Annotated in this window: 18 protein-coding genes and 1 other RNA gene; 8 read left to right on the top strand and 11 right to left on the bottom strand. The window is 71.1% G+C overall.

Going from position 1 to position 22,668, the window contains the following annotated elements; all coding sequences use genetic code 11:
• Positions 1 to 73: 73 nt before the first annotated feature.
• Positions 74 to 832 (bottom strand): GAF domain-containing protein, encoded by a 759-nt coding sequence (locus BLU27_RS14920; protein ID WP_157728544.1) that lies wholly within the window; start codon positions 830 to 832, stop codon positions 74 to 76.
• A gap of 121 nt (positions 833 to 953) precedes the next feature.
• Positions 954 to 1,976 (bottom strand): MASE1 domain-containing protein, encoded by a 1,023-nt coding sequence (locus BLU27_RS14915; protein WP_241827434.1) that lies wholly within the window; start codon positions 1,974 to 1,976, stop codon positions 954 to 956.
• A 201-nt stretch (positions 1,977 to 2,177) separates the two neighbouring features.
• Here BLU27_RS14915 and BLU27_RS14910 point away from each other — a divergent pair, with 201 nt between their 5' ends.
• Positions 2,178 to 3,071, top strand: a complete 894-nt coding sequence (locus BLU27_RS14910; protein WP_092654283.1) for an alpha/beta fold hydrolase — start codon at positions 2,178 to 2,180, stop codon at positions 3,069 to 3,071.
• Between the two features lie 11 nt (positions 3,072 to 3,082).
• A complete protein-coding gene (locus BLU27_RS14905; protein ID WP_092654281.1) occupies positions 3,083 to 3,655 on the top strand; it encodes a P-loop nucleotide/nucleoside kinase family protein in 573 nt (190 codons plus the stop codon).
• A gap of 535 nt (positions 3,656 to 4,190) precedes the next feature.
• Here the strand turns inward: BLU27_RS14905 and ssrA are convergent.
• Positions 4,191 to 4,561: a transfer-messenger RNA gene (ssrA, locus tag BLU27_RS14900) on the bottom strand.
• 232 nt (positions 4,562 to 4,793) lie between these two features.
• Between ssrA and BLU27_RS14895 the strand changes: the two genes are divergently transcribed.
• The 3 genes from BLU27_RS14895 to BLU27_RS14885 all read left to right on the top strand — a co-directional run bounded on the left by BLU27_RS14895 (position 4,794) and on the right by BLU27_RS14885 (position 8,997).
• Positions 4,794 to 5,729, top strand: coding sequence for a phosphatase PAP2 family protein (locus BLU27_RS14895; RefSeq protein WP_092657720.1), 936 nt, complete (start codon positions 4,794 to 4,796; stop codon positions 5,727 to 5,729).
• Between the two features lie 221 nt (positions 5,730 to 5,950).
• Positions 5,951 to 7,870 carry an acyl-CoA dehydrogenase family protein gene (locus BLU27_RS14890; RefSeq protein WP_092654279.1) on the top strand — a complete coding sequence of 640 codons (1,920 nt, stop codon included), beginning with the start codon at positions 5,951 to 5,953 and terminating at the stop codon, positions 7,868 to 7,870.
• A gap of 110 nt (positions 7,871 to 7,980) precedes the next feature.
• Complete coding sequence (locus tag BLU27_RS14885; protein WP_092654276.1) at positions 7,981 to 8,997, top strand: LacI family DNA-binding transcriptional regulator; 1,017 nt, start codon at positions 7,981 to 7,983, stop codon at positions 8,995 to 8,997.
• A gap of 65 nt (positions 8,998 to 9,062) precedes the next feature.
• On the opposite strand, the gene BLU27_RS14880 is transcribed toward BLU27_RS14885, so the two are convergent.
• A complete protein-coding gene (locus BLU27_RS14880; protein ID WP_197681433.1) occupies positions 9,063 to 10,055 on the bottom strand; it encodes a GlxA family transcriptional regulator in 993 nt (330 codons plus the stop codon).
• Between the two features lie 71 nt (positions 10,056 to 10,126).
• Between BLU27_RS14880 and BLU27_RS14875 the strand changes: the two genes are divergently transcribed.
• Together BLU27_RS14875 and serA are read left to right on the top strand one after the other, a co-directional pair.
• The gene (locus BLU27_RS14875) at positions 10,127 to 11,536 is read left to right on the top strand and encodes an MFS transporter (protein WP_241827433.1); all 1,410 of its coding nucleotides are present in this window, start codon (positions 10,127 to 10,129) and stop codon (positions 11,534 to 11,536) included.
• A 104-nt stretch (positions 11,537 to 11,640) separates the two neighbouring features.
• On the top strand, positions 11,641 to 12,861 hold the full coding sequence (serA, locus tag BLU27_RS14870; protein ID WP_172804954.1) for a phosphoglycerate dehydrogenase: 1,221 nt from the start codon (positions 11,641 to 11,643) through the stop codon (positions 12,859 to 12,861).
• A gap of 114 nt (positions 12,862 to 12,975) precedes the next feature.
• Here serA and BLU27_RS14865 read toward each other — a convergent pair whose 3' ends face one another.
• From BLU27_RS14865 to BLU27_RS14855, 3 genes are read right to left on the bottom strand one after another with little or no spacing between them, the layout of a single operon-like run.
• Positions 12,976 to 15,426, bottom strand: a complete 2,451-nt coding sequence (locus tag BLU27_RS14865; protein WP_092654272.1) for a glycoside hydrolase family 31 protein — start codon at positions 15,424 to 15,426, stop codon at positions 12,976 to 12,978.
• A gap of 33 nt (positions 15,427 to 15,459) precedes the next feature.
• Complete coding sequence (locus tag BLU27_RS14860; protein ID WP_092654270.1) at positions 15,460 to 16,629, bottom strand: acyl-CoA dehydrogenase family protein; 1,170 nt, start codon at positions 16,627 to 16,629, stop codon at positions 15,460 to 15,462.
• Positions 16,630 to 16,660: 31 nt separating this feature from the next.
• Positions 16,661 to 17,641 (bottom strand): hypothetical protein, encoded by a 981-nt coding sequence (locus BLU27_RS14855; protein ID WP_092654268.1) that lies wholly within the window; start codon positions 17,639 to 17,641, stop codon positions 16,661 to 16,663.
• A gap of 205 nt (positions 17,642 to 17,846) precedes the next feature.
• Here BLU27_RS14855 and BLU27_RS14850 point away from each other — a divergent pair, with 205 nt between their 5' ends.
• Entirely contained in the window at positions 17,847 to 18,812 is a 966-nt protein-coding gene (locus BLU27_RS14850; RefSeq protein ID WP_092657714.1) for a quinone oxidoreductase family protein, read from the top strand.
• 45 nt (positions 18,813 to 18,857) lie between these two features.
• Here BLU27_RS14850 and smpB read toward each other — a convergent pair whose 3' ends face one another.
• The 4 genes from smpB to ftsE all read right to left on the bottom strand — a co-directional run bounded on the left by smpB (position 18,858) and on the right by ftsE (position 22,531).
• Positions 18,858 to 19,334: an SsrA-binding protein SmpB gene (gene smpB, locus BLU27_RS14845; RefSeq protein ID WP_092654265.1), complete on the bottom strand. Its 477-nt coding sequence runs from the start codon at positions 19,332 to 19,334 to the stop codon at positions 18,858 to 18,860.
• A 99-nt stretch (positions 19,335 to 19,433) separates the two neighbouring features.
• A complete protein-coding gene (locus BLU27_RS14840; RefSeq protein WP_157728543.1) occupies positions 19,434 to 20,849 on the bottom strand; it encodes a M23 family metallopeptidase in 1,416 nt (471 codons plus the stop codon).
• Positions 20,850 to 20,898: 49 nt separating this feature from the next.
• Positions 20,899 to 21,798 carry a permease-like cell division protein FtsX gene (ftsX, locus tag BLU27_RS14835; RefSeq protein ID WP_092654261.1) on the bottom strand — a complete coding sequence of 300 codons (900 nt, stop codon included), beginning with the start codon at positions 21,796 to 21,798 and terminating at the stop codon, positions 20,899 to 20,901.
• Positions 21,799 to 21,841: 43 nt separating this feature from the next.
• The gene (gene ftsE / locus BLU27_RS14830; protein WP_092654259.1) at positions 21,842 to 22,531 is read right to left on the bottom strand and encodes a cell division ATP-binding protein FtsE; all 690 of its coding nucleotides are present in this window, start codon (positions 22,529 to 22,531) and stop codon (positions 21,842 to 21,844) included.
• Positions 22,532 to 22,668: the final 137 nt, after the last annotated feature.

The following is a 22,668-nucleotide window of genomic DNA, read 5'->3' as shown; positions in this document are numbered from 1 at the left end:
GCGTCCACGAAGCACCGCGGGATCTCGGTGCCGCCGGCGGAGGTCGGCGGCCGGCTGGTCAGGTGGTGCCGGCTCAGGGCAGGTGCCGTTGCAGGGACCACGCGGCTGCGCCCGCCACGACATGGAGCAATGGGGCCACGCGGCCCGTCAGTGTCCGACCGGCGCGATAGTGGCAGGAGAAGACCCCGAGGAGTTGCCTGGTGGAGCTGAGCAGAGGGATCGACAGCACCGCGGAGATTCGGGCGTCGAGGATCACCCGCCTGGTCGCATCGTCGAACAGCGGGCTGCGCAGGACGTTGGGAACAATGACAGCTGAGCGCTCGGCCGCCGCGACCGCGCATGCCGAGCCGTTGCCGTCGACCCACTCGAAGTAGTCGAGGAACGGGCGTTCGAATCCTCGGTGGGCGGCTATGTACAGGCCTTTCCGGTTGGGGTCCATCAGTTGTGCGTTGGCCGCGTCAGCACCGCAGTGGGTCAACGCGGCGTCCAGCAGCGTGCCGAGCAACGTGTGCTTGTCGGCCGTGGCGAGGAACTCGCGATCCAGAATGTCCGGCCTGACCGATCGCCGTGGATCGTTCGAATCGTACGGAGGCTCGACCGGCAACTCACGTGTGTCTGCCGAACGCTCCCACAGCAAAGCCCCACATCGTCGGCACCGCGGTGGATGCGAGAATCCGTCGAGGGTGCTGGGATCGGCACGATCCAGCCGTCCACGGACCACCTGGTCGATTTCCTGGGTTCGCGAGACACGGGCACCTGCGTACCGAGGCAGGTTGGCCTTGGAACGGCACCCGGCACAAAAGCCGTCGATTTCGCTCTCCGTGCCCTGCATCCTCTCGCCTCCGGCTCCGGCCCTTCGCGCGACACTCGCCGCCGCGAGCGTGTTCGACACTACGCCGCTCGTCGGCCCTCCTCTACACCGGTGAAGTGCACAGACCAGCGGGGCACAGGGGTCAGCCCCGCCCTTTGGGAGTGGCTTGCTTCTCCTCCGCCCAGTGCCGGAGCGGGGACGCCGCCCTGTCCGGCCGCATGGCGCGGTCGATGTGCTCGATGACCTCTCCGAGCCTGGCGCAGGTGCGTTCGAGTTCCACGCGAGTGCGGTTTCGTTCGGTGATGGCCACCGACAGCAGGAGCCCGGTCAGGGCGATCGAGCCGTTGAAGGCTTGCAGTATCACCATCGTGTGGAGCTGGTCGTGGCCGGCGAACGTGCCCGTCCCGTGCACCGCGGCGTGGATGGCCACAGCAGACAGGAGCAAGCTGACTGGTGCCGCGCCCGGCAACTGGAACCGCCAGGCGGCGAGGACCAGCAGCGGGAACGCGAGGAACGACACTCCCAGCCCCTGTTCGCCAAACACCATGATTCCGAAAGATCCGACCAACAGAAGTGCGATCTCCGTGAATCGTCCGGAGTCGACATAGCGATATTGACGCCACGGAATGTTGATCAGGGTCAGCAGCAGGGGCGCCACGATGAGCACACCCATCGCGTCACCCGTCCACCAGGTGAGCCAGGTGGGGACGAAGGAATGGCCCGACACCACGCCGGTGAGCAGGAGTTGCATGGTCCCAAGCGTGGAGCTGATGAGCATCGCCCCGAACGCGGCGAGGAACACCAGGGCCAGGGCATCCTTCAGCCGATCCAGTTCGATCCGGAAGTTCGCCTTTCGCAGCCCCCAGTAAGCGCACAGGCAGGCCAGGGTCGTACCGGCAGCAGTGGGAACCGCCGTGATCACGGGACCGGTGAACACGTTTCCGACCCCGGCTCCGAGCAAGATCCCCGGCCACAACTCGCTTCCCAGGACGAGCAGCGCGACGATGGCGACACCGGTGGGTGGCCAGAACGGGCTGATGTGCCCGTGAGCCAATCCGATCATCAGCCCGATCTGCGCGGTCCCGTAGTAGGCAGCGGCCAATGCCAGGTTCAGCAGAACCACTATCAGCGGCCGTCGGAGCAGTCGCCCTTTGTGACCGTCCACCACACAGACGCTAGGACGGTAGCCCGAAAGTCCAAAACGCCCCGAGCGTCGTCAGGACCGCATCAGAGGCACGCGGAGTGCCTCGTCGAGGCACGAAGTGGGCTGCCGACCGATGAGCTTTGCGGCGGGAGGTGGTCTGTCTACTACAGGCCATCGCGCTGGCGCTGCCTCGTACCAGCCCATGAACCAGACGGAGTGGAAATGCAGATCAAGGTCAACGGTGTCGAGTTGTGCGTGGAGACCTTCGGAGATCCGGCGGATCCACCGGTGCTACTGATCGGGGTCACCATGCTGAGCTGGCCGGATCAGCTGTGCACGGCACTGGCCGAGCGGTACGTGGTGCGCTACGACCTGCGCGACGCCGGCCAGTCGACGTTCGTCGACCCGGACGCGCCCACCTACGACCTGCGCGACCTGGTGACTGATGCGTCCGAGCTGCTGGAGGCACTGCAGCTGGGGCGTACGCACGTGGTCGGGATGGGCGTCGGGGGTTTCATCGCGCAGCTGCTCGCGCTCGACCATCCCGACCAGGTCGCGTCGCTGACCCTGGTATCCACCCGTCCGATCGCGCCCGGCCCGGTCGATCCCGACCTGCCAGATCACGCACCTGAGCTGATGGAGCAGCTGTTCGGGCGTCCGAAGCCGGACTGGACCGAGCACGCCAGCGTGGTCGACTACATGACTGGTTCCGCGCGGCTGATGTCCGGATCGCGAGGATTCGACGAGCAGGACGTACGGACGGCTGCCGGGTCGGTGTTCGACCGGGCACGACGGACGGCGAAGGCGCAGCGTGCGAGCCACCTCGGCAGTATGTTCGCGGCCATCGACTGCCGGCCGCGGTGGCGCGAGCGACTGGGCGAAATCACCGCGCCGACCCTGGTGGTGCACGGAGACGAGGATCCGTTCTTCCCACACCCGAACGGAGTGGCCCTGGCCGCGGAGATCCCGGGCGCCACTCTGCTCACACTGCCCGGCATCGGCCAGGGCGTGCCGCGCGTCACGTGGCCGATCGTCGTGGACGCCTTGTTGCGCCACACCGCCTCACCGCCGCGCTCGGGACAACGGGCTGCGCTGAGCCGGCATGCGAACGCCTAGACTGCGCCACCGTGAGCAACAGGCGTACCACCGTCCTCGTCAACGGTCTACCCGCCGCCGGGAAGTCAACGCTCGCTTCCGCTCTGGCCCGGGCACTCGGCCTGCCACTGATCAGCAAGGACGTCATCAAGGAGACGCACGCTGACGTGCTCGGCGCCCAGCCACCCGACGGCCGGTCGCAGCGGGAATGGAACGGCGCCCTTGGCGCCGCGGCCAGCGAAACGATGTGGGCGCTCCTGGCGCATGCGCCCCTCGGAGCGGTACTGGAGAGTTCCTGGCGGGCCGACGTACGAAAGTTGGTCGCCCAGGGCCTCGCCCGGGCCGGCGTGAAGCAAGCAGTGGAGATCTGGTGCGACGTACCGGCCGAGGTGGCCCGTGCCCGTGACGACGCTCGGCACCGCGCTCGGCACGCCGTTCATGGTTCCTTCATGACCGACGCGGAGTGGAGCCGGATGGTCCAGGACGCAGAGCCGCTCGGAATGGGGCCGGTGTGCCGAGTCGACACGACCACCTCCGTCGACGTGGCCGCGCTCGCCTCGTGGTGCAGGACCGCTGCCGGGCATCACGACGTCCCGACGCCCTGACCACGCCGCTTCGGCTTCAGCCGGTCTCCGCCGAGGCCTCGCGGAGTGGTCGCGCCTCCGGGTCGGGTCCGCGCTCCGCCCCTCCCTCCGCACGATCATCACCGTCGTCTGGCACGTATCTGGCACGTCAGCTGTGGGCATTGTTGATTCGAGAAGGTCGAGCCCCGGCGCCCTGCTGGGGACTCTGGCCCTCGTCGTGGCTGTGGTGGTGAGTGGCTGCCAGCACTCGCCCGAACCCCGGCAGGGAGTGTCGGAGACCACCCAGTGGGGCGGACGCCCGGAAGCTCCGCAGCCGACACACACCCCGATCGTTGGCCCGACCAGGCTGGGTACTTTCCCGCTGCGCGGGGTTGGGCGGTTTACGTCAAGAACGGGCCGGCCTACAGCCGGGTGCCATGTCGTTGCCATCGGCACGCCGGAAGGTCTGCACGCCACCGCGTCGTTCGACGAGGCCGGCCTGTCTGATGCGCGCACAAAGTGGTCGCTGGCATGCGAAAGCCCCTGGTCAGATGGCTCTGACCAGGGGCTTTGCTGTTGGTGGAGGTGGCGGGAATCGAACCCGCGTCCTTCGTCGATGTTTCAGGGCTTCTCCGGGCGCATCCTGTTAGGCGTTCTACTCGGCCCCGGCGCTCTCACAGGCAAGTCGCCGACGGGCCCAGCCACCGTTCATTTCCCCGTACGGCCCAGTGGCCAGTCCGTACAGGTGAGCCCTCTTGATGAGATCAGGACCCGGGCCGAAGGCACTCCCGGGCTGACCCTTCGTCAGCTCGCCTCAGGCGGCGAGAGCGAAGTTAGTGCGCTTGGAATCGGCACTTATTGGTTTCCAGGGATCGTTAACGAGACGACCCTGGGTCCTCGGCCCGCTTCCCCTGAAGCGATCGCACGAAGTCGAAACCGTTCACCCCCATGTTGAGTTGTCAAGGTTGTACCGCTGCGCCGGATCGGGCGTACCCGACCGACCCGGACCACTGTACTGCCCAACGCCACGTAGGTCATCCGCATTCCCGGGGCGGCACCGGCCGTCCGTTATGGGAGACATGCCGGGGAACGAGCCCGTCGGGAAACCGGCCATCGTCCGTCGAGGATGAGGCCACCGGGAAGCGGCCGAGCACACAGGGTGAGCAGTTACGGTGATCGCATGCCGAGCCGCTCCCGTGGAGTCACCGCGTCCTGGCTGTTCACTCTGACCCTCGCCTACGTCGTGGCCCTGGGTGCCGTGTGGTGGATCTTCGTCCGCACCCGCCACGGCCAACTCCTGGACTCGGTAGCACTCGCGGGCAACGTGGTCGGCCAGACTCACGTGCACACGCTGGTGACCCGGGTGCTGGACGTGGTGTCGGTGGCGTCCCTCGCCGCCGCGACTCTGCTGATCGGGTTCATCGCGCTGGCCAGGCGCCGGTTGCTGCTCGCCCTGGTGGCCACGCTCGTGGTCGCCGGGGCCAACCTCACCACCCAGGTGCTCAAGCACGTCGTGATCCAGCGCCCCGACCTCGGCGTCCAGGGCGAGACGGCGGCCGGCCTGAACAGCCTGCCGAGCGGGCACACCACGGTGGCCGCGTCGGTGGCGGTCGCGTTCGTCCTGGTGCTGCCGCCCGCGCTGCGCGGCACGGCGGCCGTGCTCGGCGCCGGCTACTCCGCGCTGACGGCGGTGGCCACGCTGTCCGCCGGATGGCACCGCCCCAGCGACGCCGTGGCGGCCCTGCTGATCGTCGGCGGCTGGGCGGCCGGTGGCGGGTTCTGCCTGGTCCTCGCCCAGTCCCGGTTCGCCCGGGCGACCACGCGCGAGGCACATCCGTACGCCGTCTCACTCCTCGCGGTGGCCGGTGTCGTCCTGGTGGCCGGCGGCGTGCTCGCCGTGACGGTCGCCGACCCAGGGCTGTACGCGAACATCGACGGGCTCACCCGGCGGCGGCTGTTCGTGGCGTACGCCGGGAGTGCGGCCGGGATCTGCGGCACCGCATGCCTGGTGATGGCGCTGACCCTGGCGACCGTGCACCGCGTCGTACCGCGCATGGACCGGCGGCCCCTTCCGCCGCGGCCGCCGAGCCGGGCGTGGACGTCCACCGAGGCCTGACAGCGTCCGCAAGGCCGGCCTGACAGCGCGATCCCGCATGCCTTCCGCCGGCTTTTCCCTGCCTACACAGGCTTCACAGACTGTCCGCGACCTGGTCCAACCGCTGTCAACGGCGCCTTTCGGGAGCACTCACCCAAGCTGTCGGTCCATTTTCCGGTTCCCCTGGCACGCCCCTTACTGGCGAGTAACACTGGCCGGTAGTACCGGCGAAAGGGTGAGCCATGAGCCAGACCGGCCGCGTCACCGAAGGGGAGGCTCGCGCTGTCGCCGAGGCGGCCCGCGAAGCTTCCTGGGTCAAGCCGAGCTTCGCCAAGGACCTCTACCTCGGGCAGCTCCGCCTCGACCTGATCCATCCCGCCCCGCGTCCTCCCGCCGCCAAGATCCTCCGTGGCCGGGAGTTCCTCGACCGCCTGCGTGCCTACTGCGAGACGCTGGACGGCCAGGTCATCGAACGCGAGTCCCGCATCCCCGACGAGTACGCGAAGGGCTTCGCAGCCCTGGGCGCGTTCGGGATGAAGATCCCGCAGGAATACGGCGGCCTCGGCCTGTCGATGGCCGACTACGGCGCCGGGCTGATGCTGGCCAGTTCGGTCCACCCGAGCATCGGCGCGCTGCTGTCGGCGCACCAGTCGATCGGTGTGCCGGAACCGGTGCGGATGTTCGGCACCGAGGAGCAGAAGCGGGAGTACCTCCCCCGCTGTGCCCGCGGCGCCATCAGCGCGTTCCTGCTCACCGAACCCGACGTCGGCTCCGACCCGGCCCGGCTGGGCATGGTCGCGGTGCCGAGCCCGGACGGCTCGGAGTACGTCCTGGACGGCGTCAAGTTGTGGACGACGAACGGCGTCGTGGCCGAACTCGTGGTGGTGATGGCGCGGGTACCGCGCTCGGAGGGCCACCGCGGCGGCATCACCGCGTTCGTGGTCGAGGCCGACAGCCCCGGCATCACGGTCGAGAACCGCAACTCCTTCATGGGGCTGCGCGGGATCGAGAACGGCGTCACCCGCTTCCACCAGGTCCGGGTCCCGGCGGCGAACCGGCTCGCCGAAGAGGGCATGGGCCTGAAGATCGCCCTGACGACGCTGAACGCCGGGCGCCTGTCGATCCCCGCGATGTGCGCGGGTGCGGGCAAGTGGGCGCTGAAGATCGCCCGCGAGTGGTCCACCGAACGCGAACAGTGGGGCCGCCCGATCGGCCGGCACGCCGCGATCGCGCACAAGATCTCGTTCATCGCGGCCACGTCGTACGCCTTGGAGAGCGTCCTCGAACTGTCCGCCGGCATGGCCGACGAGGGCTCGCTCGACATCCGGCTGGAGGCGGCGCTGGCCAAGCTGTACGCCAGCGAGAAGTCCTGGCAGATGATCGACGAACTCGTTCAGATCCGGGGCGGTCGCGGCTACGAGAGCGCGGAGTCCCTGGCCGCACGCGGTGAGCGGGCCGCGCCCGTGGAGCAGATGCTGCGGGACCTGCGGATCAACCGCATCTTCGAGGGCTCGACGGAGATCATGCACCTGATGATCGCCCGTGAGGCGGTCGACACCCACCTGCAGGCAGCCGGCGCTCTCGCCGACGTGAACGCCGCCGCCGGCGCGAAGGCGAGGTCGGCGGCCAGGGCGAGCGGCTTCTACGGCCGTTGGCTGCCGCGGCTGGTCACCGGCAAGGGACACCGGCCCTCGTCGTACGCGGAGTTCGGCGACCTCGCACCGCACCTGCGGTTCGTGGAACGCGCCTCGCGCAAGCTGGCCCGCAACACCTTCTACGGCATGGCGCGCTGGCAGGCCAAACTCGAACAGCGACAGGGATTCCTCGCCCGGGTGGTCGACATCGGCGCGGAGCTGTTCGCCATGACGGCGGCCTGCGTACGGGCGGAGCGGCTGCGGCAGGACGACCCGGAGCGGGGCGCGGCGGCGTACGAACTGGCGGAGGCGTTCTGCGTACAGGCGCGGACCCGTGTCCGGGAGCTGTTCCGCCGGCTGTGGGTCAACTCCGACGACAGCGACGACGCGCTGGCCAAGCAGATCCTGGCCGGTCGCTACACCTGGCTGGAGGAGGGCGTACTCCACCTCTACCCCGACGGCCCGTGGATCGCCGGATCCGCCAAGGGACCCTCGGGCAAGGAGAACCTCGCCCGCCGCATGATCTGACGCCGCTCGGCCGTACGACGCGGCACACGACGCGGGGCGTCCTCGTCCGACCGGGACGGACGGGGGCGCCCTGCTGTGTCCCTACGTGTGTCCTACTCTGAACCACCACCATGGCCACGATCTACGACGTCGCCCGCCGCGCGGGCGTCTCCGCGTCCACCGTCTCCCGGGTGCTCAACGGCAAGCAGACCGTCGACGCACAGCTGGCCGACCGTGTGCGTGCCGCGGCGACCGAGCTCGAGTACCGGCCCAACGCGCTCGCCCGCAGCCTTCGCCGCAGCCAGACCCACCTGTGGGCGGTGCTCGTCTCCGACATCAACAACCCGTTCTTCACCGCCCTGGTGCGCGGAGTCGAGGACGTCGCCCAGCAGGCGAGGTACTCCGTGGTGCTCTGCAACAGCGACGAGAGCCCGGCCAAGGAGGCCGACTACATCGCCGCGATCCTGGCCGAGCAGATGGCCGGGGTGATCGTCTCGCCGACCAACCAGCCGGGCCACCTGGCCCGGCTGGTGTCGGCCGGCGTCCCGATCGTGGCGATCGACCGGAGGGCGGAGGAGGTCGAGGTGGACACGGTCACGGTGGACAACACCAGCGCCGCCGAACTCGCCACCGCCCACCTGCTCGACGAGGGGTTCACCCGGGTGGCCTGCATCACCGGACCGCGCGACGTCAGCACGGCCGAGGAACGCCTGGAGGGCTACCGCCGCGCACTGCGGGCGGCCGGCCGGAAACCGGATCCGCGGCTGGTACGCCACGCCGACTTCCGTGAGCGGGGCGGGTACGCCGCCATGGGTGAACTCCTCGACCACACTCCGCGCCCGGACGCGGTGTTCGCCACCAACAACCTGCTCACCGTCGGGGCGCTGGAGTGCCTGGTGGACCGGGGCCTGCGGGTGCCCGCCGATGTGGGCGTGTTCGGGTTCGACGACGTGCCGTGCGCGACGCTGATCCGGCCGCCACTGTCCACGATCACCCAGCCCACGTACGAGATCGGGCGCACCGCCGCCGACCTGTTGCTGCGCCGGGTCGAGGATCCGGACCGCCCGCCGTCGGTGACGGTGCTGCCCACCGAGTTGCACGTAAGGGCGAGTTCGCTGCGGTCCCGTACCCCGACAAGCGCTGGTTGACAGCGGCCGCGCAGGGCTCCGCGACGCTCCGCGAAGAAGTGGACCGGCGGCGGCTCGGCCCCAGCTCAGGACGTCGACGTGCCTCGGAAGGTTCGCCGGTACGCGAGCGGCGAGACGCCGACGACCGCGTGCAGGTGCTGGCGCAGCGACGCGGTGGTCGCGAACCCTGCCGCCCGGGCCACCCCGTCGACCGGCAGGTCGGTGGACTCCAGCAGGTGCCGGGCGTGTTCGATGCGCTGCCGTCCCAGCCAGCTGCCGGGGCTCAGGCCGGTCTCCTCCCGGAACCGCCGGGTGAACGTCCGTACGCTCATCCGCGCGTGCCCGGCCAGCGCCTGCAGGTCGAGCGGGTCGGCCAGGTGTTCCAGCATCCACCGGCGGGTGGGTTCGGTGGTGGTGCCGGCCGGGGAGGGAACCGGGCGTTCGATGTACTGCGACTGACCGCCGTCACGCCAGGGCGGCACCACACACCGGCGGGCCGCGCTGTTGGCCACCTCGGCACCGTGATCGCGTCGGATGATGTGCAGGCACAGGTCGAGCCCGGCGCCCACCCCCGCCGAGGTGAGCACCTGGCCGTCGTCGACGAACAACACGTCCGGGTCGAGCCGTACCTTCGGATACAGCTGACGGAACCGCTCGGCGTGCGCCCAGTGGGTCGTCGCCGGGCGCCCGTCCAGCACACCCGCCGCGGCCAGCACGAACGCACCTGTGCAGATCGACACCAGTCGCCGCCCGGTCGCCACCACCTCCCGCAGGGCCTGGGCGACCAGCGGGTCGATCGTCCCGTCGGTCATCGCCGAGCCGCCGTGCACACCGGGAACCACCACGGTGTCCGCGTCGGCCAGCAGCTCCGGGCCGTGCTCGGGAGTGACGTCGAAGCCGGAGGCCGTCGGCACCGCCGCTCCGTCGGGCGTACAGACCCGGACGACGTAGTGCCGCCGCCCGTCGCCGTCGCGGGCGGAGCCGAAGACCTGGGTCGCCGTGCCCAGGTCGAACGGCACGACGGCGGGCAGGGCCAGCACCGCGATCCGGTGCCGTGATCCGACGGCGCGAAACGGCATGGCCCGATCCTTGCACATGTTGGCCTTCAGGCCACTCGTTCGGTCCCGTTCCAGCCCGAAGACTGGTCTCCGTGCGAACGTCCACACTCTCGCCCCGCCTCCACCGTGCCTGGCTGGTCGCGGGCGTCTCGATGCTCACCCTGGTCGCCGCCGCGGGATTCGGCGCCACACCGGGAGTCCTCGTCACTCCCCTGCAGGAGGAGTTCGGCTGGTCGCGCAGCACGATCTCGCTCGCGATCTCGGTGAACCTCCTCCTCTACGGCCTGACCGCGCCGTTCGCTGCCGCACTGATGGAGCGGTTCGGGATCCGCCGGGTCCTGGTCTGCGCGCTCGGGCTGATCGTGGTGGGCAGCGGGCTGACGGTCTTCATGACCGCCAGCTGGCAGCTGGTCCTGCTGTGGGGTGTGCTCGTCGGCCTGGGCACCGGGGCGATGGCGCTGGGCTTCGTGGCAACGATCACCGGGCGGTGGTTCGTCCGGCACCGCGGCCTGGTGACCGGTGTTCTGACCTCCGGGGGCGCGGCCGGGCGGCTGGTGTTCCTGCCCGTACTCGCCACTCTCGCCGTCGGCTCCGGCTGGCGCAGCGCCTCCTGGACGGTGACGATCGCCGCTCTGGCGGTCATTCCGCTGGTCGTGGTGTTCCTGCGCGACCGGCCGAGCGACGTCGGGCTCGTACCGTACGGCGCAACGGGTGACGAACCCGCCGAACCGGTCCAGCACCCGGCCGCCGGCCGGGCCCTGGCCACGCTGGCCGCGGCAGCTCGCACGAAGCCCTTCTGGCTGCTCGCCGTAGGCTTCGCGATCTGCGGCATGTCGACCAACGGACTGATCCAGATCCACCTGATCCCCGCCGCGCACGACCACGGCATGGCCGAACCTGTGGCCGCGTCCCTCCTGGCCCTGGCGGGTGTGCTGGACGTGGTGGGGACGATCGCCTCCGGCTGGCTCACCGACCGGGTTCCGGCCCCGCTGCTGCTCGGCTTGTACTACGCGCTGCGCGGCGGCTCCCTGCTGCTGCTTCCGTCACTGCTCGCGGCCGAGCCGCACCCGAGCCTCCTGATCTTCATCGTGTTCTACGGGCTGGACTGGGTGGCGACCGTGCCGCCGACGATCGCCTTGTGCCGTACGCATTTCGGCACCGCTGGACCGATCGTGTTCGGCTGGGTCTTCGCCTCCCACCAGATCGGCGCGGCGATCGCCGCGACCGCCGCCGGGTTGGTCCGCGACGGCCTGGGCAGCTACACCCTCGCGTTCACCGGAGCCGGCCTCCTCTGCTTCCTGGCCGCCGCCGCGTCCATCCGGATCCCGAACCGTCCGGCGGCCGACCCGGCGACCGGGCCGGTGACCGCCCCTGCGACCGGCCCTGCGACCGGCCCTGCGACCGGCCCTGCGACCGACGACGACCAGGGCGAGCGCACCGGCCAGTTCGGCGAGGGAACAGACGACCATGACCGGCGGGTAGCTACCGGAAGTGGTGCGTAGCGGTCGCGGAGCCGATCGCCGGGACGGCCGCACGCCGGCACCGGGCGTACCGCACCGTGGACCCGGGTGTGCCTGCTCCGGGTGAAGGGGGCACCATCTTTGCCATGGCCCCCACCGGAGACGACAAGATCAACGTCCTGCTGCTGGAGAACATCCACCCCGACGCCACCGGGCTGCTCTCCTCGGCCGGCTTCCACGTGGAGACCCACGACGGCGCACTCGGCGAGGACGAGCTGGCCGAGCGCGTCGGCGACGTACACCTGCTCGGCATCCGATCGACCACCCAGCTCACCGAGAAGGTGCTCGACCGGGCCGGCAACCTCCTCGCGGTCGGCGCGTTCTGCATCGGCACCAACCAGATCGACCTGCCGGCGGCGACCCGGCGGGGGGTGGCGGTGTTCAACGCGCCGTTCTCCAACACCCGCAGCGTCGTCGAGCTCGCCATCGCCGAGATCATCGCGCTCACCCGGCGCCTCACCGACAAGAGCCGGGACATGCACGCCGGTATCTGGGACAAGTCGGCCGCCGGCAGCCACGAGGTGCGCGGCCGCCGGCTCGGCATCGTGGGGTACGGCAACATCGGCAGCCAGCTGTCGGTGCTGGCCGAGACACTCGGCATGTCGGTGTACTTCTACGACATCAACGACAAGCTGGCCCTCGGCAACGCGGTCCGCTGCTCCTCGATCGAGGAGCTGCTGGAGTCGGTCGACATCGTGACGCTGCACGTCGACGGGCGGCCCGGCAACAGCGGGATGTTCGGTGAGGCGGAGTTCGCCCGGATGCGTCCCGGCTCGATCTTCCTCAACCTCTCCCGGGGCTTCCTCGTCGACCACCAGGCGCTGCGGGGGCACATCGAGTCCGGCCACCTCGCAGGCGCGGCCGTCGACGTGTTCCCGCGCGAGCCCAAGCGCCGCGGTGAGCCGTTCGAGTCGGAGCTGCGCGGGCTGTCCAACGTCATCCTCACCCCGCACGTCGGCGGGTCCACCGAGGAGGCCCAGCAGGACATCGGGCGGTTCGTGGCGTCCAAGCTGCGCCACTACACCGACGACGGCAACACCTCCCTGAGCGTGAACCTCCCGGAGCTCGCCCTGCCCGAGCGGGTCGGCGCCCACCGGCTCGCGCACGTGCACGTGAACACGCCGGGCGTACTCGCCACCATCAACGGCGTCCTCGCCGAGCACGGCGTCAACATCGAGGGGCAGTTCCTCGGTACGCGCGGTGAGGTCGGCTACGTGATCACCGACATCGGCGCACCGGCCGCGGACAAGGTGGCCCAGGTGCTGCGGGAGATGCCGGAGACCATCCGCCTCCGCCAGCTTTCCTAGCGTTTGCCGCGGACCGGTCCTCCGGCTCTGACCCGGCGGACCGGTCGCCGCTCACCGCGGGTCGGCGTTCATCGCCCGTCCGGGTCGGCGTTCATCGCCCGTCCGGGTCGGCGTTCATCCCCGGTCGCGCGGCACGCGCCAGTCCACGTCGTAGGGCAGCGAGCCGGCCGGACCGGAGTAGCGCACCTCGAGCCGTCCGTCGTCGCCGCGGCCGATCGTGAAGCGCTCCTCCACCGGCTCGGCGAACCCGTCGCCGGCGTCGGTGAACAGCACCCCGCCCGGACCCTCGTCTTCACCGGGTGGGTACACCTCCAGCACGATCGAGCCGGCCCGCTCCACCGGAAGCACCGCGCCCGCCCGGACGAGCACCGGCGTCGAGTCCAGCGGTGCCGGGACGGTCACGTGCCCGGGCCCGTCGTGGGCGGTCCCGGTGCGCCGGTCGTACCACCGCCCGGCGGGCAGCCGGACGGTCCGCTCGCGGACGCCCTCGGCCAGCACCGGTGCCACCAGCAGGGCGTCGCCCAGCAGGAACTGGTCGTCCTCCCAGCGCAGTGCGGCGTCGGCCGGGTCCGCCCAGAACATCGGCCGGGCGTAGGGCGTGCCGGTGCGGTGCGCGATCCAGGCAAGGGTGTACCAGTACGGCAGCAGGGTGTACCGCTCGGTCAGCGCGGGCCGCACCTGTCCGAGGACCTCCGGCCCGAACGCCCACGGCTCCCGGTGCGGCAGGGACGCGGCGCAGTGCACCCGGAAGAACGGGAGGTACGACGCGAGCTGGAACCACCGGACGTACAGCTCCGCCGACGGGTGCGCGTCGAAGCCGCCGATGTCGGGGCCGGAGTACGGCATTCCCGAACAGCCCAGCCCGAGGGTGAAACTGAGACTGATCCGCAGGCCCTCCCAAGCCGTGCCGATGTCGCCGGACCAGGTGCCGGCGTAGCGCTGCAGGCCCGCGAAGCCGGACCGCGACAGAAGGTAGGGGCGCCGGTCCGGTCGCAACCGCCGGACACCGTCGAACCCGGCGTGGTTGAGCAGCAGCGCGTAGACGTTGTGCGCCTCGCGGTGGTCGCCACCGCGGCCGTCGAGATCGTGGCGGGTCGACAGCGGAAGCGTCCCGTCGCCCCAGGCCGCGAACGACGACGGCTCGTTCATGTCGTGCCAGAAGCCGGCGATCCCGGCGCTGACGTAGGTCTGGTAGAGCCGGCTCCACCACTCGCGGGTCCGGGAGGCGGTGAAGTCGGGAAAGACCGTGGTGCCCGGCCACACCACCCCCGTCGCCAGCCCGCCACGCTCGTCGCGGCAGAACACGTCGGCCGCCAGCCCACCGGCGAACACGGGGTCGCGCCGGTCCATGGCGACGCCGGGGTCGGCGATGGCCACCAGGTGGATGCCACGCTCGGCCAGGTCGGACGTGAGCGTGGCGAGGTCGGGGTAACGGCGCGGGTCGACGTTGAACGGCCGGTTGTCGACCAGGTGGTCGATGTCCAGCCAGATCACCGACAGCGGCAGGTCGCGCTCTGCGAACTGGCCGACGATCCGGCGGACCGCGGACTCGCTGCCGTACCCCCAGCGGCTCTGGTGGTAGCCGAGTGCCCAGCGCGGCGGCAATGCCGGTCGCCCGGTGAGCGCGGTGTAGGCGTCGAGGGCGCGCGCCGGAGTGCCCGGGAAGACGTAGTAGCGCAGTGGGCCGTCGGTCACGCGGGTGACGACCTGCTCGCCCACCTCGACGGTGCCGTCGAAGCTGGTGTCGTGGAACGCGACGTGAGTGCCGGCGTCGGCGACGACGAGGTAGGCAGGAATCGACAGCGACAACGGGTCGTCGCCCAGGGCGTAGGTGCCACCGGGGTCGGAGTTCCACAACCGGTAGGTGCCGCCGCGCCGGTCGAGCGGTGCGCTGCGGCCACCGAGCCCGAGCACAGCGGCGTCACTGTCCAGTGTGCTGCGGTGGGTCCAGGACACGCCGTCCCAGCGGGGCGGCAGGTCGTGGCGCAGCGGCGGAGCGTGCCCGTCGCCGCCGGAGCGGAACGTGAGGCCACCGGAAGGATGGACGGTGACGCTCAGCGCGCCGGTGCCGACCGTCCAGTCGTCACCCTCCCGGGCGAGCGTGGTGTCGCCGGCGGGGGCGGGGGCGTGCCCGGCCTCGAAACCGGCCAGCGCGTAGGACGGCGTGGGGCCGGCACCGTCCCAGCCGACGAAGACGCCGCCGGCGGCGAGGCACCGCACCTCCAGAGTGAGGTCGGCCGCGGAGTCGCCGGACGAGGACCCGCCGGTCGGCGCGAACGTGAACCGCGCTCCCCCGGTGACCTGCTCCGCGGCGGTCAGCCGGCCCGGCACGCGCGACGGCGCGCGCGGCGGCCGCTCCAGCCGCCGGTCGAGCCACGTCCGCTGGACGGCGTAGCGGACCGCCCGCAGGCTGTTCTGCCAGCCGATCAGCTGGAACGCGCCGGCGAGGGCCTTCGTACGGTCGAGGACGTTCTCGCGCGAACGCGGGCGCAGGTGCCGCAACCAGCCGCCGAACATCGGCGGGGTGACCGGATCGTTCCCGGGCAGGGACCTGCTCGGCCGCATGTCCTCTCCGTTCTCGCGAGTGGACCCTTCAGCTTAGGTTGATCCACCGACATCACCGGCGCCAGTGGGGGCGGTGCCCAGATGGCCGGCCGGACCGTCGCTACCGCCGTCGGCTGGGGCGCCGGCCCCGCCGTCGGCCCAGTACCGGAGCTGCTCCTCCCGCGCGGGCCGGGTCTGCGCCTGCACCAGCAGGAACGCCGCCTCCCGGGCCAGCCGCTGGGCCGGGTCGGTCAGCGTCATCGACCTGCCGCCGCCGGCGACGACCAGCGCCGTGGTCGCGTCCATCAGCAACGTGCCGACCTGGGCTCTGGTGGCCAGCCGGAGGTCGTGCTGGTCGTCGGGTGGTACGTCGTCGAAGAGCCGGTCGGTGCGAACGCGCAACTGGTCCAGACGCTCGGCGAACCGGTCCGCGGCCTGGGCGGCCGGAGTCAGCCCGGTCTGCTCGGCGACCTCGCGAAGCCGGCGGACGGCGGTCTCGACCAGTCCGAAGGCGGCCGGGTTGGGCATCACGGTGTTGCGCCGGTCGGTGTGCAGCCAGCGGTCGACCGGAACCCGTGCCACGACGTGCGAGTCGGGTACGAAGAGCCCGGTGAACCGCAGTCGCACCGTCCGCGTCGCGGTCATCGCCGCCAGCCGCAGCGGCTCGGAGGCGACCAGCCCGTCCGCCGGCCGTGCGGGCACGATGCCGAACACCACCTCGCCGTCCGCGGTCGCGCCGCCGAGAGAGAAGACGTCGTTGAGCTCCCAGCCGGTGTACCACGGCGCGACACCGCTGAACCGCCAGCCGCCGGCGACGCGCTCGGCCTCCACCGGCCGGTCCGGCCAGCGGCGCAGGTGCGCGAACGCCGTACCCGCCACGAGTTCGCCGCGGGCCAGCCGGGGCAACAACTCGGCCCGCGCCGGCACGTCGCTGTCGGCGAGCAACCGGACGGGGCCGTGGTGCTGGGCGCCGACGAACCAGGTCGCCGCGTCGGCACCGGCCAGCACCTCCTGGATCCGGCGCTGCAGGCGGGGCGGAGCCGCACTTCCGCCGGCTGCGACCGGCGCGGCCAGGCCGAGCAGGCCTGCCCGTCCCAGCGCGTCCAGGTGCGAGCGCGGCACCGTGGTGTTGTCGACCTCGGCGGCGTTCGGGGCGAGCAGGTCGGCAGCGAGTTCGTGGGCGGCCCGCAGCAGAGGCGAGCCTGTCGTGGCGTCGGCGGTCACGCCGCGATCCTGCCATCAACCGCCGGTCCGGTCAGCCGACGACCCGTCCGCGCCGCCGAGATCCGGGCAACCACCGGCCGGTGGGCTCGTCGTCGCCGGCCGCGTCGCGGACCGCCCGCCACCAGGTCGCCGCACCGGCGTCGCGGTCGGCGAGTTCGCCGGGGTCGACCGCCCGCATCCCGGCCACCAGGCGCGCGGCCTCCTCCTCGTTGACCTCGCCGTGGTCGAACTCCAGGCGTACCCACTGGCTGCCCACTCTGGTCAGGTAGCGCGGCGAGGTGCGCCCGCCGAGCCGCCGCAGGACGGGCCGCACCACGCCGGCGAGGACGAGTTGCCGCTCCGCCTGGGCGGGTGCGAGGTCCCGCTCGGGTGCGTGGTCGAGCGGGGTCAACTCGACCGAGAGCGAGTTGTCGGCGGCCGCGTTGTCGTACCCCACGCTGATCGACCGGCCGTCGGGTGCGACGTAGACGTAGTCCAACCGCCAGGACGGGTCTTCCACGAGCAGCGGGCGCAAACCGGTGGCGCGTATCTCCTGCCGCTTCACCGCGACGTCCAGGCGTTCGGCGAACACGTGCTCGACCACCGCCAGCACCGCCAGCCCGGTCAGCACTATCAGGCCGGCGACGCGGGGCGGCCACGCACGGCCCGGAGCGCCCGCCCAGCCCGCCCAGCCGGCGACGAGGGCCGCGAGGACGGCCGGCGCGAGCGTCGGCGTCAGTCCGACCGCGTCGGCCACGAGGAAGAACGTACGTGCCAGGGCGACGTGCACGACCAGCACGGCCGTGCCGGCCACGAGAGGGGCGAGCACCGGTCGGTCCGCCCTCAGCGTCCACAGCACGAGGGTGGCGGCGGCTGCGCAGGCGACGGGCACCACGACGACCTGCAGCCACTCCTGGCTGATTCCGGGCGACCACCTGCCGGTGCGGACCGCGTCCGCCAGCACCGTCCGAAGGTACGGCACGCAGAGGACGGCGCCGCCGCACACCACCGCCGCCAGGACCACATCCCGCATCGGCGTCCTCCGTCTTCGTCGGAAGCCTTGTAGGAACCACCCTGCACCCGGGCCGCGCCAGGCCGCCTGAGTACGTGGGCCCAAACCGGGCGCGCCGGCGTACTCAACAGATGTCCGGTTTGCGGATTCGCGCAGCATCCATAGGTTGGAAGCCGGGCCTGGACGACCGGGCGAGGACCAGGAGGACCAGGAAGGGGTGTCCCGGGTGCGAGCAGTGCAGGTGACCCGAACCGGCGGACCGGAAGTTCTCGAGGTGGCCGACCTCCCGACCCCCGAGCCCGGGCCGGGTGAGGTGCTCGTCGACGTTGCCGCCGCCGGCGTCAACTTCATCGACATCTACCGGCGCTCGGGCGCCTACCCCATGACCACGCCGTTCGTGGCCGGGAGCGAGGGCGCCGGCACCGTCGCCCGGCTCGGCCCCGGTGTGACGCACGTGGCGGTGGGCGACCGGGTGGCCTGGAAGGAGGCGCCGGGTTCCTACGCCGAGCAGGTGTGCGTCCCGGTGGCCGAGGTCGTCCCCGTCCCGGACGCCGTCTCGGACGAGGTGGCCGCGGCGACGATGCTGCAGGGGCTGACGGCGCACTACCTCGCCACCTCCACCTTTCCAGTCGGCAAGGACGACTGGACGCTCGTGCACGCCGCCGCGGGCGGGGTCGGGCTGCTGCTCACCCAGATCGTCAAGCTGCGGGGCGGACGCGTCCTCGCCACCACGTCCACGGAGGAGAAGGCCGACCTCGCCCGCGGCGCCGGCGCGGACGAGGTCACCACCTACGAGAACTTCGCCGACCGGGCCCGTGAGCTGACCGACGGCGAGGGCTTCCCTGTCGTCTATGACGGGGTGGGCAAGGCGACGTTCGAACGCGGCCTGGACGCGCTGCGGGTGCGCGGGCTGATGGTGTTGTACGGCGCGGCCAGCGGGCCGGTGCCGCCCTTCGACCCGCAGACGCTGAACGCCAAGGGTGGGCTGTTCCTGACCAGGCCGAGTCTGGCGCACTACACGCGGGACCGCGCAGAGCTCGTCGACCGCGCCGAGGAGCTGTTCGGCTGGATCGGCGCGGGCCGGCTGGACGTACGGATCGGTGGACGCTACTCGCTGGCGGAGGCCGACCGGGCGCACGAGGACCTGCAGGGCCGCCGGACCACCGGAAAGCTGCTGATCCTCCCCCGCTGACGGCGGCCGGCCGGTCGGGGGCCGCGGGCGGACAGCGGCCCGCGGTCAGCCGCGGCGGCGGTTGTGTTCGGCCAGCTGCCGGGCGGCGTCGCGGTCGGCCTCCCGCTTGGCGATCGTCTGCCGCTTGTCGTACTCCCGCTTGCCTCGGGCCAGGCCGATCTCGATCTTTGCCTTGCCGTCCTTGAAGTACAGCGCCAGCGGGACGATCGTGATGCCGCTCTCCCGGGTGGCCGCGCCGATCTCGGCGATCTCCTTGCGGTGCAGGAGCAGCTTGCGGGTGCGCCGGGGCGCGTGGTTGGTCCAGGTGCCCTGGGAGTACTCCGGGATGTGTACGCCCTGCAGCCACACCTCGTCGTTCATCACGACGGCGTAGCCGTCCACCAGCGAAGCGCGGCCGGCGCGGAGGGCCTTCACCTCCGTCCCGGTGAGGACGATGCCCGCCTCGAACGTGTCGTCGATGTGGTAGTCGTGCCGGGCCTTGCGATTCTGCGCGATCACCCGGCGCCCGCGCTCCTTTGCCATCCCTCTATCTTCCCGGACCGGCGCAACAGCGTTTCCGCTGGGGACCCGCGGGCCTGGTTCGTGGCCAGGACCGCGGGTGCCCGACCGGGGCCGGTCCGGTTACAGCCACTTCATGGGATTCGTCGTGGATCCGTTCCGATAGACCATGAAGTGCAGATGGCAGCCGGTGGAGTAACCCGTGGTGCCGACATAGCCGACCACCTCGCCGCGGCTGACCCGCTCGCCGACGTGCACGGCGTACCTCGACATGTGGTTGTACGCGGTGACGATGGACGCGCCCCGCATCCGCCCGTGCGAGACCAGGACGCGGTTGCCGTAGGCGACGTTGTAGTAGCGGGCGATCACCCGGCCGCCGGCCGCCGCGTGGATGGGGGTGCCACACGCCGCCCCGAAGTCGGTGCCGTCGTGCAGCTTCCACCGGTGCAGGATCGGGTGGAGCCGCATGCCGTACGGCGAGGTGATCGAGGCCTGAACCGGCCGGGACAACGTGCTGCCGCCGTTTCCGCCGCCACCGGAGCCCCCGCCACCGGAGCCCCCGCCACCGTTGTCGCCGCCGGAGCCGCCTCCGCCGTTGTCGCCACGGGAGCGGCCGCTGTCGTTCCGCTCGCGCTGGCGCCTCTGGCGCTGCTCCTGCCGCTGACGCTCCTGGCGTTGGCGTTCCTGCCTGGCCTCCTGGCGGGCCAGCTTCTCCAGCATCGCCTGGATGCGGTTTCGCTCTGCGACCAGCTCCTGGTAGCGGCGCAGATCGTCGGCCCTGGCCCGCTCGGCCGCGGCCCGGGCGGACCTGCGCTCGGCGACCAGGCTCCCGATCGACGCGGCGGTCGACGCGGCCTGCTGCTCCAGCTCGCGAACGCGGGCGAGGTTGGCCGCGGCCGCGTCCCGTCTCCGGGAGACCACGCGCTCGGCGTTGGCCAGCACGCTTCGCCTGCCGGCCAACTGGGCGCGGGCGGCGTTCAGCCGGTTCAGGGCACCCTGCTGGGAGTCGGACACGCTGGTGACCAGCTGTGCCCGGTCGAGCAGCTCACCGGTGGTCTCGCTGGTGAGCACCGCGGTGAGCTCGCTCACGCCCGGCTGCTGGTACGCCGCGGCCGCGAACGCCGCGATCTCCTTCCGCTGGGTGCGCACGCCCGACTCGGTCCGGGCCAGCTCCGATCTGCTCCGTGCGACCGCCGCACGGGCCCGGCCCAGGTCGGCAGCGAGTGCGGCGTCCTTCGTCTTGGCGGCGGCGAGCTGACCCCGAACCGTCGCCAGCCGGGTCTGCGCCGTCCGCAGCCGGGCCTGGGCCTGGGCCAGGGCGAACGTCGCCGAGCGCAGGCCGGCAGAGGACTCGTCGAGGTCGCCCTTGGCGTCGTCCAGCTGGCGCTCGACCCGGCGCTTTTCGTCGTCGGGGCGTGCCTGCGCCCGCTGCAGGTCGGGACTCAGCGTCGCGGTGGACCCGAGCAGCGCTGCGAGGCAGGCCACCACGAGCGCGACGTACGCAGAGCGCCGGCGCACCAAAGGGGTCGGACGGGACACGGAGGGTCCCCTCTCTCTCGGAGGTTCTACCGAGAGTAGGAGTTACCCATCACACCGTGAGGTATTTCCGCAGTGTCACGAACGAGGCGACGATGGCCAAAAGTGCACCCAGCACCGCCAAGACCGGCATCACCGCAAGAGTCTCCTCCCACCCGATCCAGGGAATGGCCCGGATGTCGGTGCGTAAGCGGGAGGTGAGCATGGGCGTCAGCGCGAGCGTCCCGCAGGCCAGCGCGGCGCCCACAAGCGCCGCGACGACGCTTTCCACGATGAACGGCAGCTGGATGTAGAGGTTCGACGCGCCGACGAGCCGCATGATGCCTATCTCACGTCGTCGGCTGAAGACCGTGAGCCGGATCGTGTTGCCGATCTGCAGCACCGCCGCAACCAGCAGCCCGCCGGCCAGCCCGATCGAGATCCACTGCAGGCCGTTCAGGCCCTTGAACAGGGGTTCGAGCAGCTTGCGGGAGTCCTGGACGCTGAACACCCCGGGCAGACCCTGCACCGACGAGACCACGCCCTGGTACTCCTGGGGATTCTTCAGGCTCACCCGGAACGACTCCGGCAGGTCCTTCACCTGCACCACCTTGGAGGTGGCGGAGTCCTTGTAGATCTCCTGGTAGCGCTTGAACGCCTGCTGCTGGCTCTCGTGGTAGACCCTGCGGACCTCAGGGCTCGCGGAGAGCGCCTGCTTGATCTCCGACCGCTGGCTGGCGCTGACCGCACCGTCGGCGCACTGCGGCGAGGACGACACCCCGTTGCAGAGGAAGACCGCGATCTCCACCTTGTCGTACCAGAAGCCCTTGACCATGCCGACCTCTGAGCGGATGAGCATCCCCATCCCGAAGAGGACGAGCGAGATCCACACGGTGACGACGACGGCCACCGTCATGGTGACGTTGCGGCGAAGGCCCGTGCCGAGTTCGGAGAAGGCGTACCTGATCTGCATGGTGTCCTAGCGTGTCGGGGTCGTGACGTCGGGGCGGTCCGGGCTAGGTCTGGTAGCCGTAGACGCCGCGGGTCTGGTCGCGGACCAGCTTGCCGCCGTCGAGTTCGATGACGCGCTTGCGCATCTGGTCCACGATCGACGCGTCGTGGGTGGCCATGATGACCGTGGTGCCGGTGCGGTTGATCCGGTCCAGCAGCTTCATGATGCCGACCGACGTCGACGGGTCGAGGTTTCCGGTCGGCTCGTCGGCGATCAGGATCTTCGGCCGGTTGACGAACGCCCGGGCGATCGCGACCCGCTGCTGCTCACCGCCGGACAGCTCGTCCGGCATGCGGTTCTCCTTGCCGTCCAGCCCGACCAGCTCCAGGACGACCGGGACCTCCTTGACGATCTGGGACCGCGAGCCGCCGATCACCTGCAACGCGAACGCGACGTTGTCGAAGATCGTCTTGTTGGGCAGCAGCCGGAAGTCCTGGAAGACCGTGCCGATCTGGCGGCGCAGCCGCGGGACCTTCCACGACGAGAGCCGGTTGAGCTCCTTGCCGGCCACGAAGACCCGGCCCCGGGAGGGCCGCAGCTCGCGCAGGGCGAGCCGGAGGAACGTCGACTTTCCCGAGCCCGACTGCCCCACGAGGAAGACGAACTCGCCCTTGTCGACCTCCAGGGACAGGTCGGCGAGCGCGGGCCGGGTCTGCCCGTCGTAGATCTTGCTGACGTTCTCGAAGCGGATCACGGCATGCTTCCTGACCTGGGTCGGGGGGGCCGGGGTCCTTGGTCGGGCTCCGGCACGGATCGGGGGCATGGGGTCTGGCGTCGGTCTGGTCCTCTGTCCGGCCGCTGTCTGGATCGGCCAGTCGTTGAGTGTACGAC

The organism is Actinopolymorpha singaporensis (assembly GCF_900104745.1).
In the GTDB taxonomy this organism is placed as follows: domain Bacteria; phylum Actinomycetota; class Actinomycetes; order Propionibacteriales; family Actinopolymorphaceae; genus Actinopolymorpha; species Actinopolymorpha singaporensis.
This window is presented reverse-complemented; position numbering and strand designations above follow the sequence as displayed.

Bases quoted from the DNA above. Each gene is read 5' to 3' on its own strand.
- BLU27_RS14920 (WP_157728544.1), bottom strand. From the start codon at position 832: ATGCAGGGCACGGAGAGCGAAATCGACGGCTTTTGTGCCGGGTGCCGT.
- BLU27_RS14910 (WP_092654283.1), top strand. From the start codon at position 2,178: ATGCAGATCAAGGTCAACGGTGTCGAGTTGTGCGTGGAGACCTTCGGA.
- BLU27_RS14895 (WP_092657720.1), top strand. From the start codon at position 4,794: ATGCCGAGCCGCTCCCGTGGAGTCACCGCGTCCTGGCTGTTCACTCTG.
- BLU27_RS14890 (WP_092654279.1), top strand. From the start codon at position 5,951: ATGAGCCAGACCGGCCGCGTCACCGAAGGGGAGGCTCGCGCTGTCGCC.
- BLU27_RS14885 (WP_092654276.1), top strand. From the start codon at position 7,981: ATGGCCACGATCTACGACGTCGCCCGCCGCGCGGGCGTCTCCGCGTCC.
- BLU27_RS14880 (WP_197681433.1), bottom strand. From the start codon at position 10,055: ATGCCGTTTCGCGCCGTCGGATCACGGCACCGGATCGCGGTGCTGGCC.
- serA (WP_172804954.1), top strand. From the start codon at position 11,641: ATGGCCCCCACCGGAGACGACAAGATCAACGTCCTGCTGCTGGAGAAC.
- BLU27_RS14865 (WP_092654272.1), bottom strand. From the start codon at position 15,426: ATGCGGCCGAGCAGGTCCCTGCCCGGGAACGATCCGGTCACCCCGCCG.
- BLU27_RS14855 (WP_092654268.1), bottom strand. From the start codon at position 17,641: ATGCGGGATGTGGTCCTGGCGGCGGTGGTGTGCGGCGGCGCCGTCCTC.
- smpB (WP_092654265.1), bottom strand. From the start codon at position 19,334: ATGGCAAAGGAGCGCGGGCGCCGGGTGATCGCGCAGAATCGCAAGGCC.
- ftsX (WP_092654261.1), bottom strand. From the start codon at position 21,798: ATGCAGATCAGGTACGCCTTCTCCGAACTCGGCACGGGCCTTCGCCGC.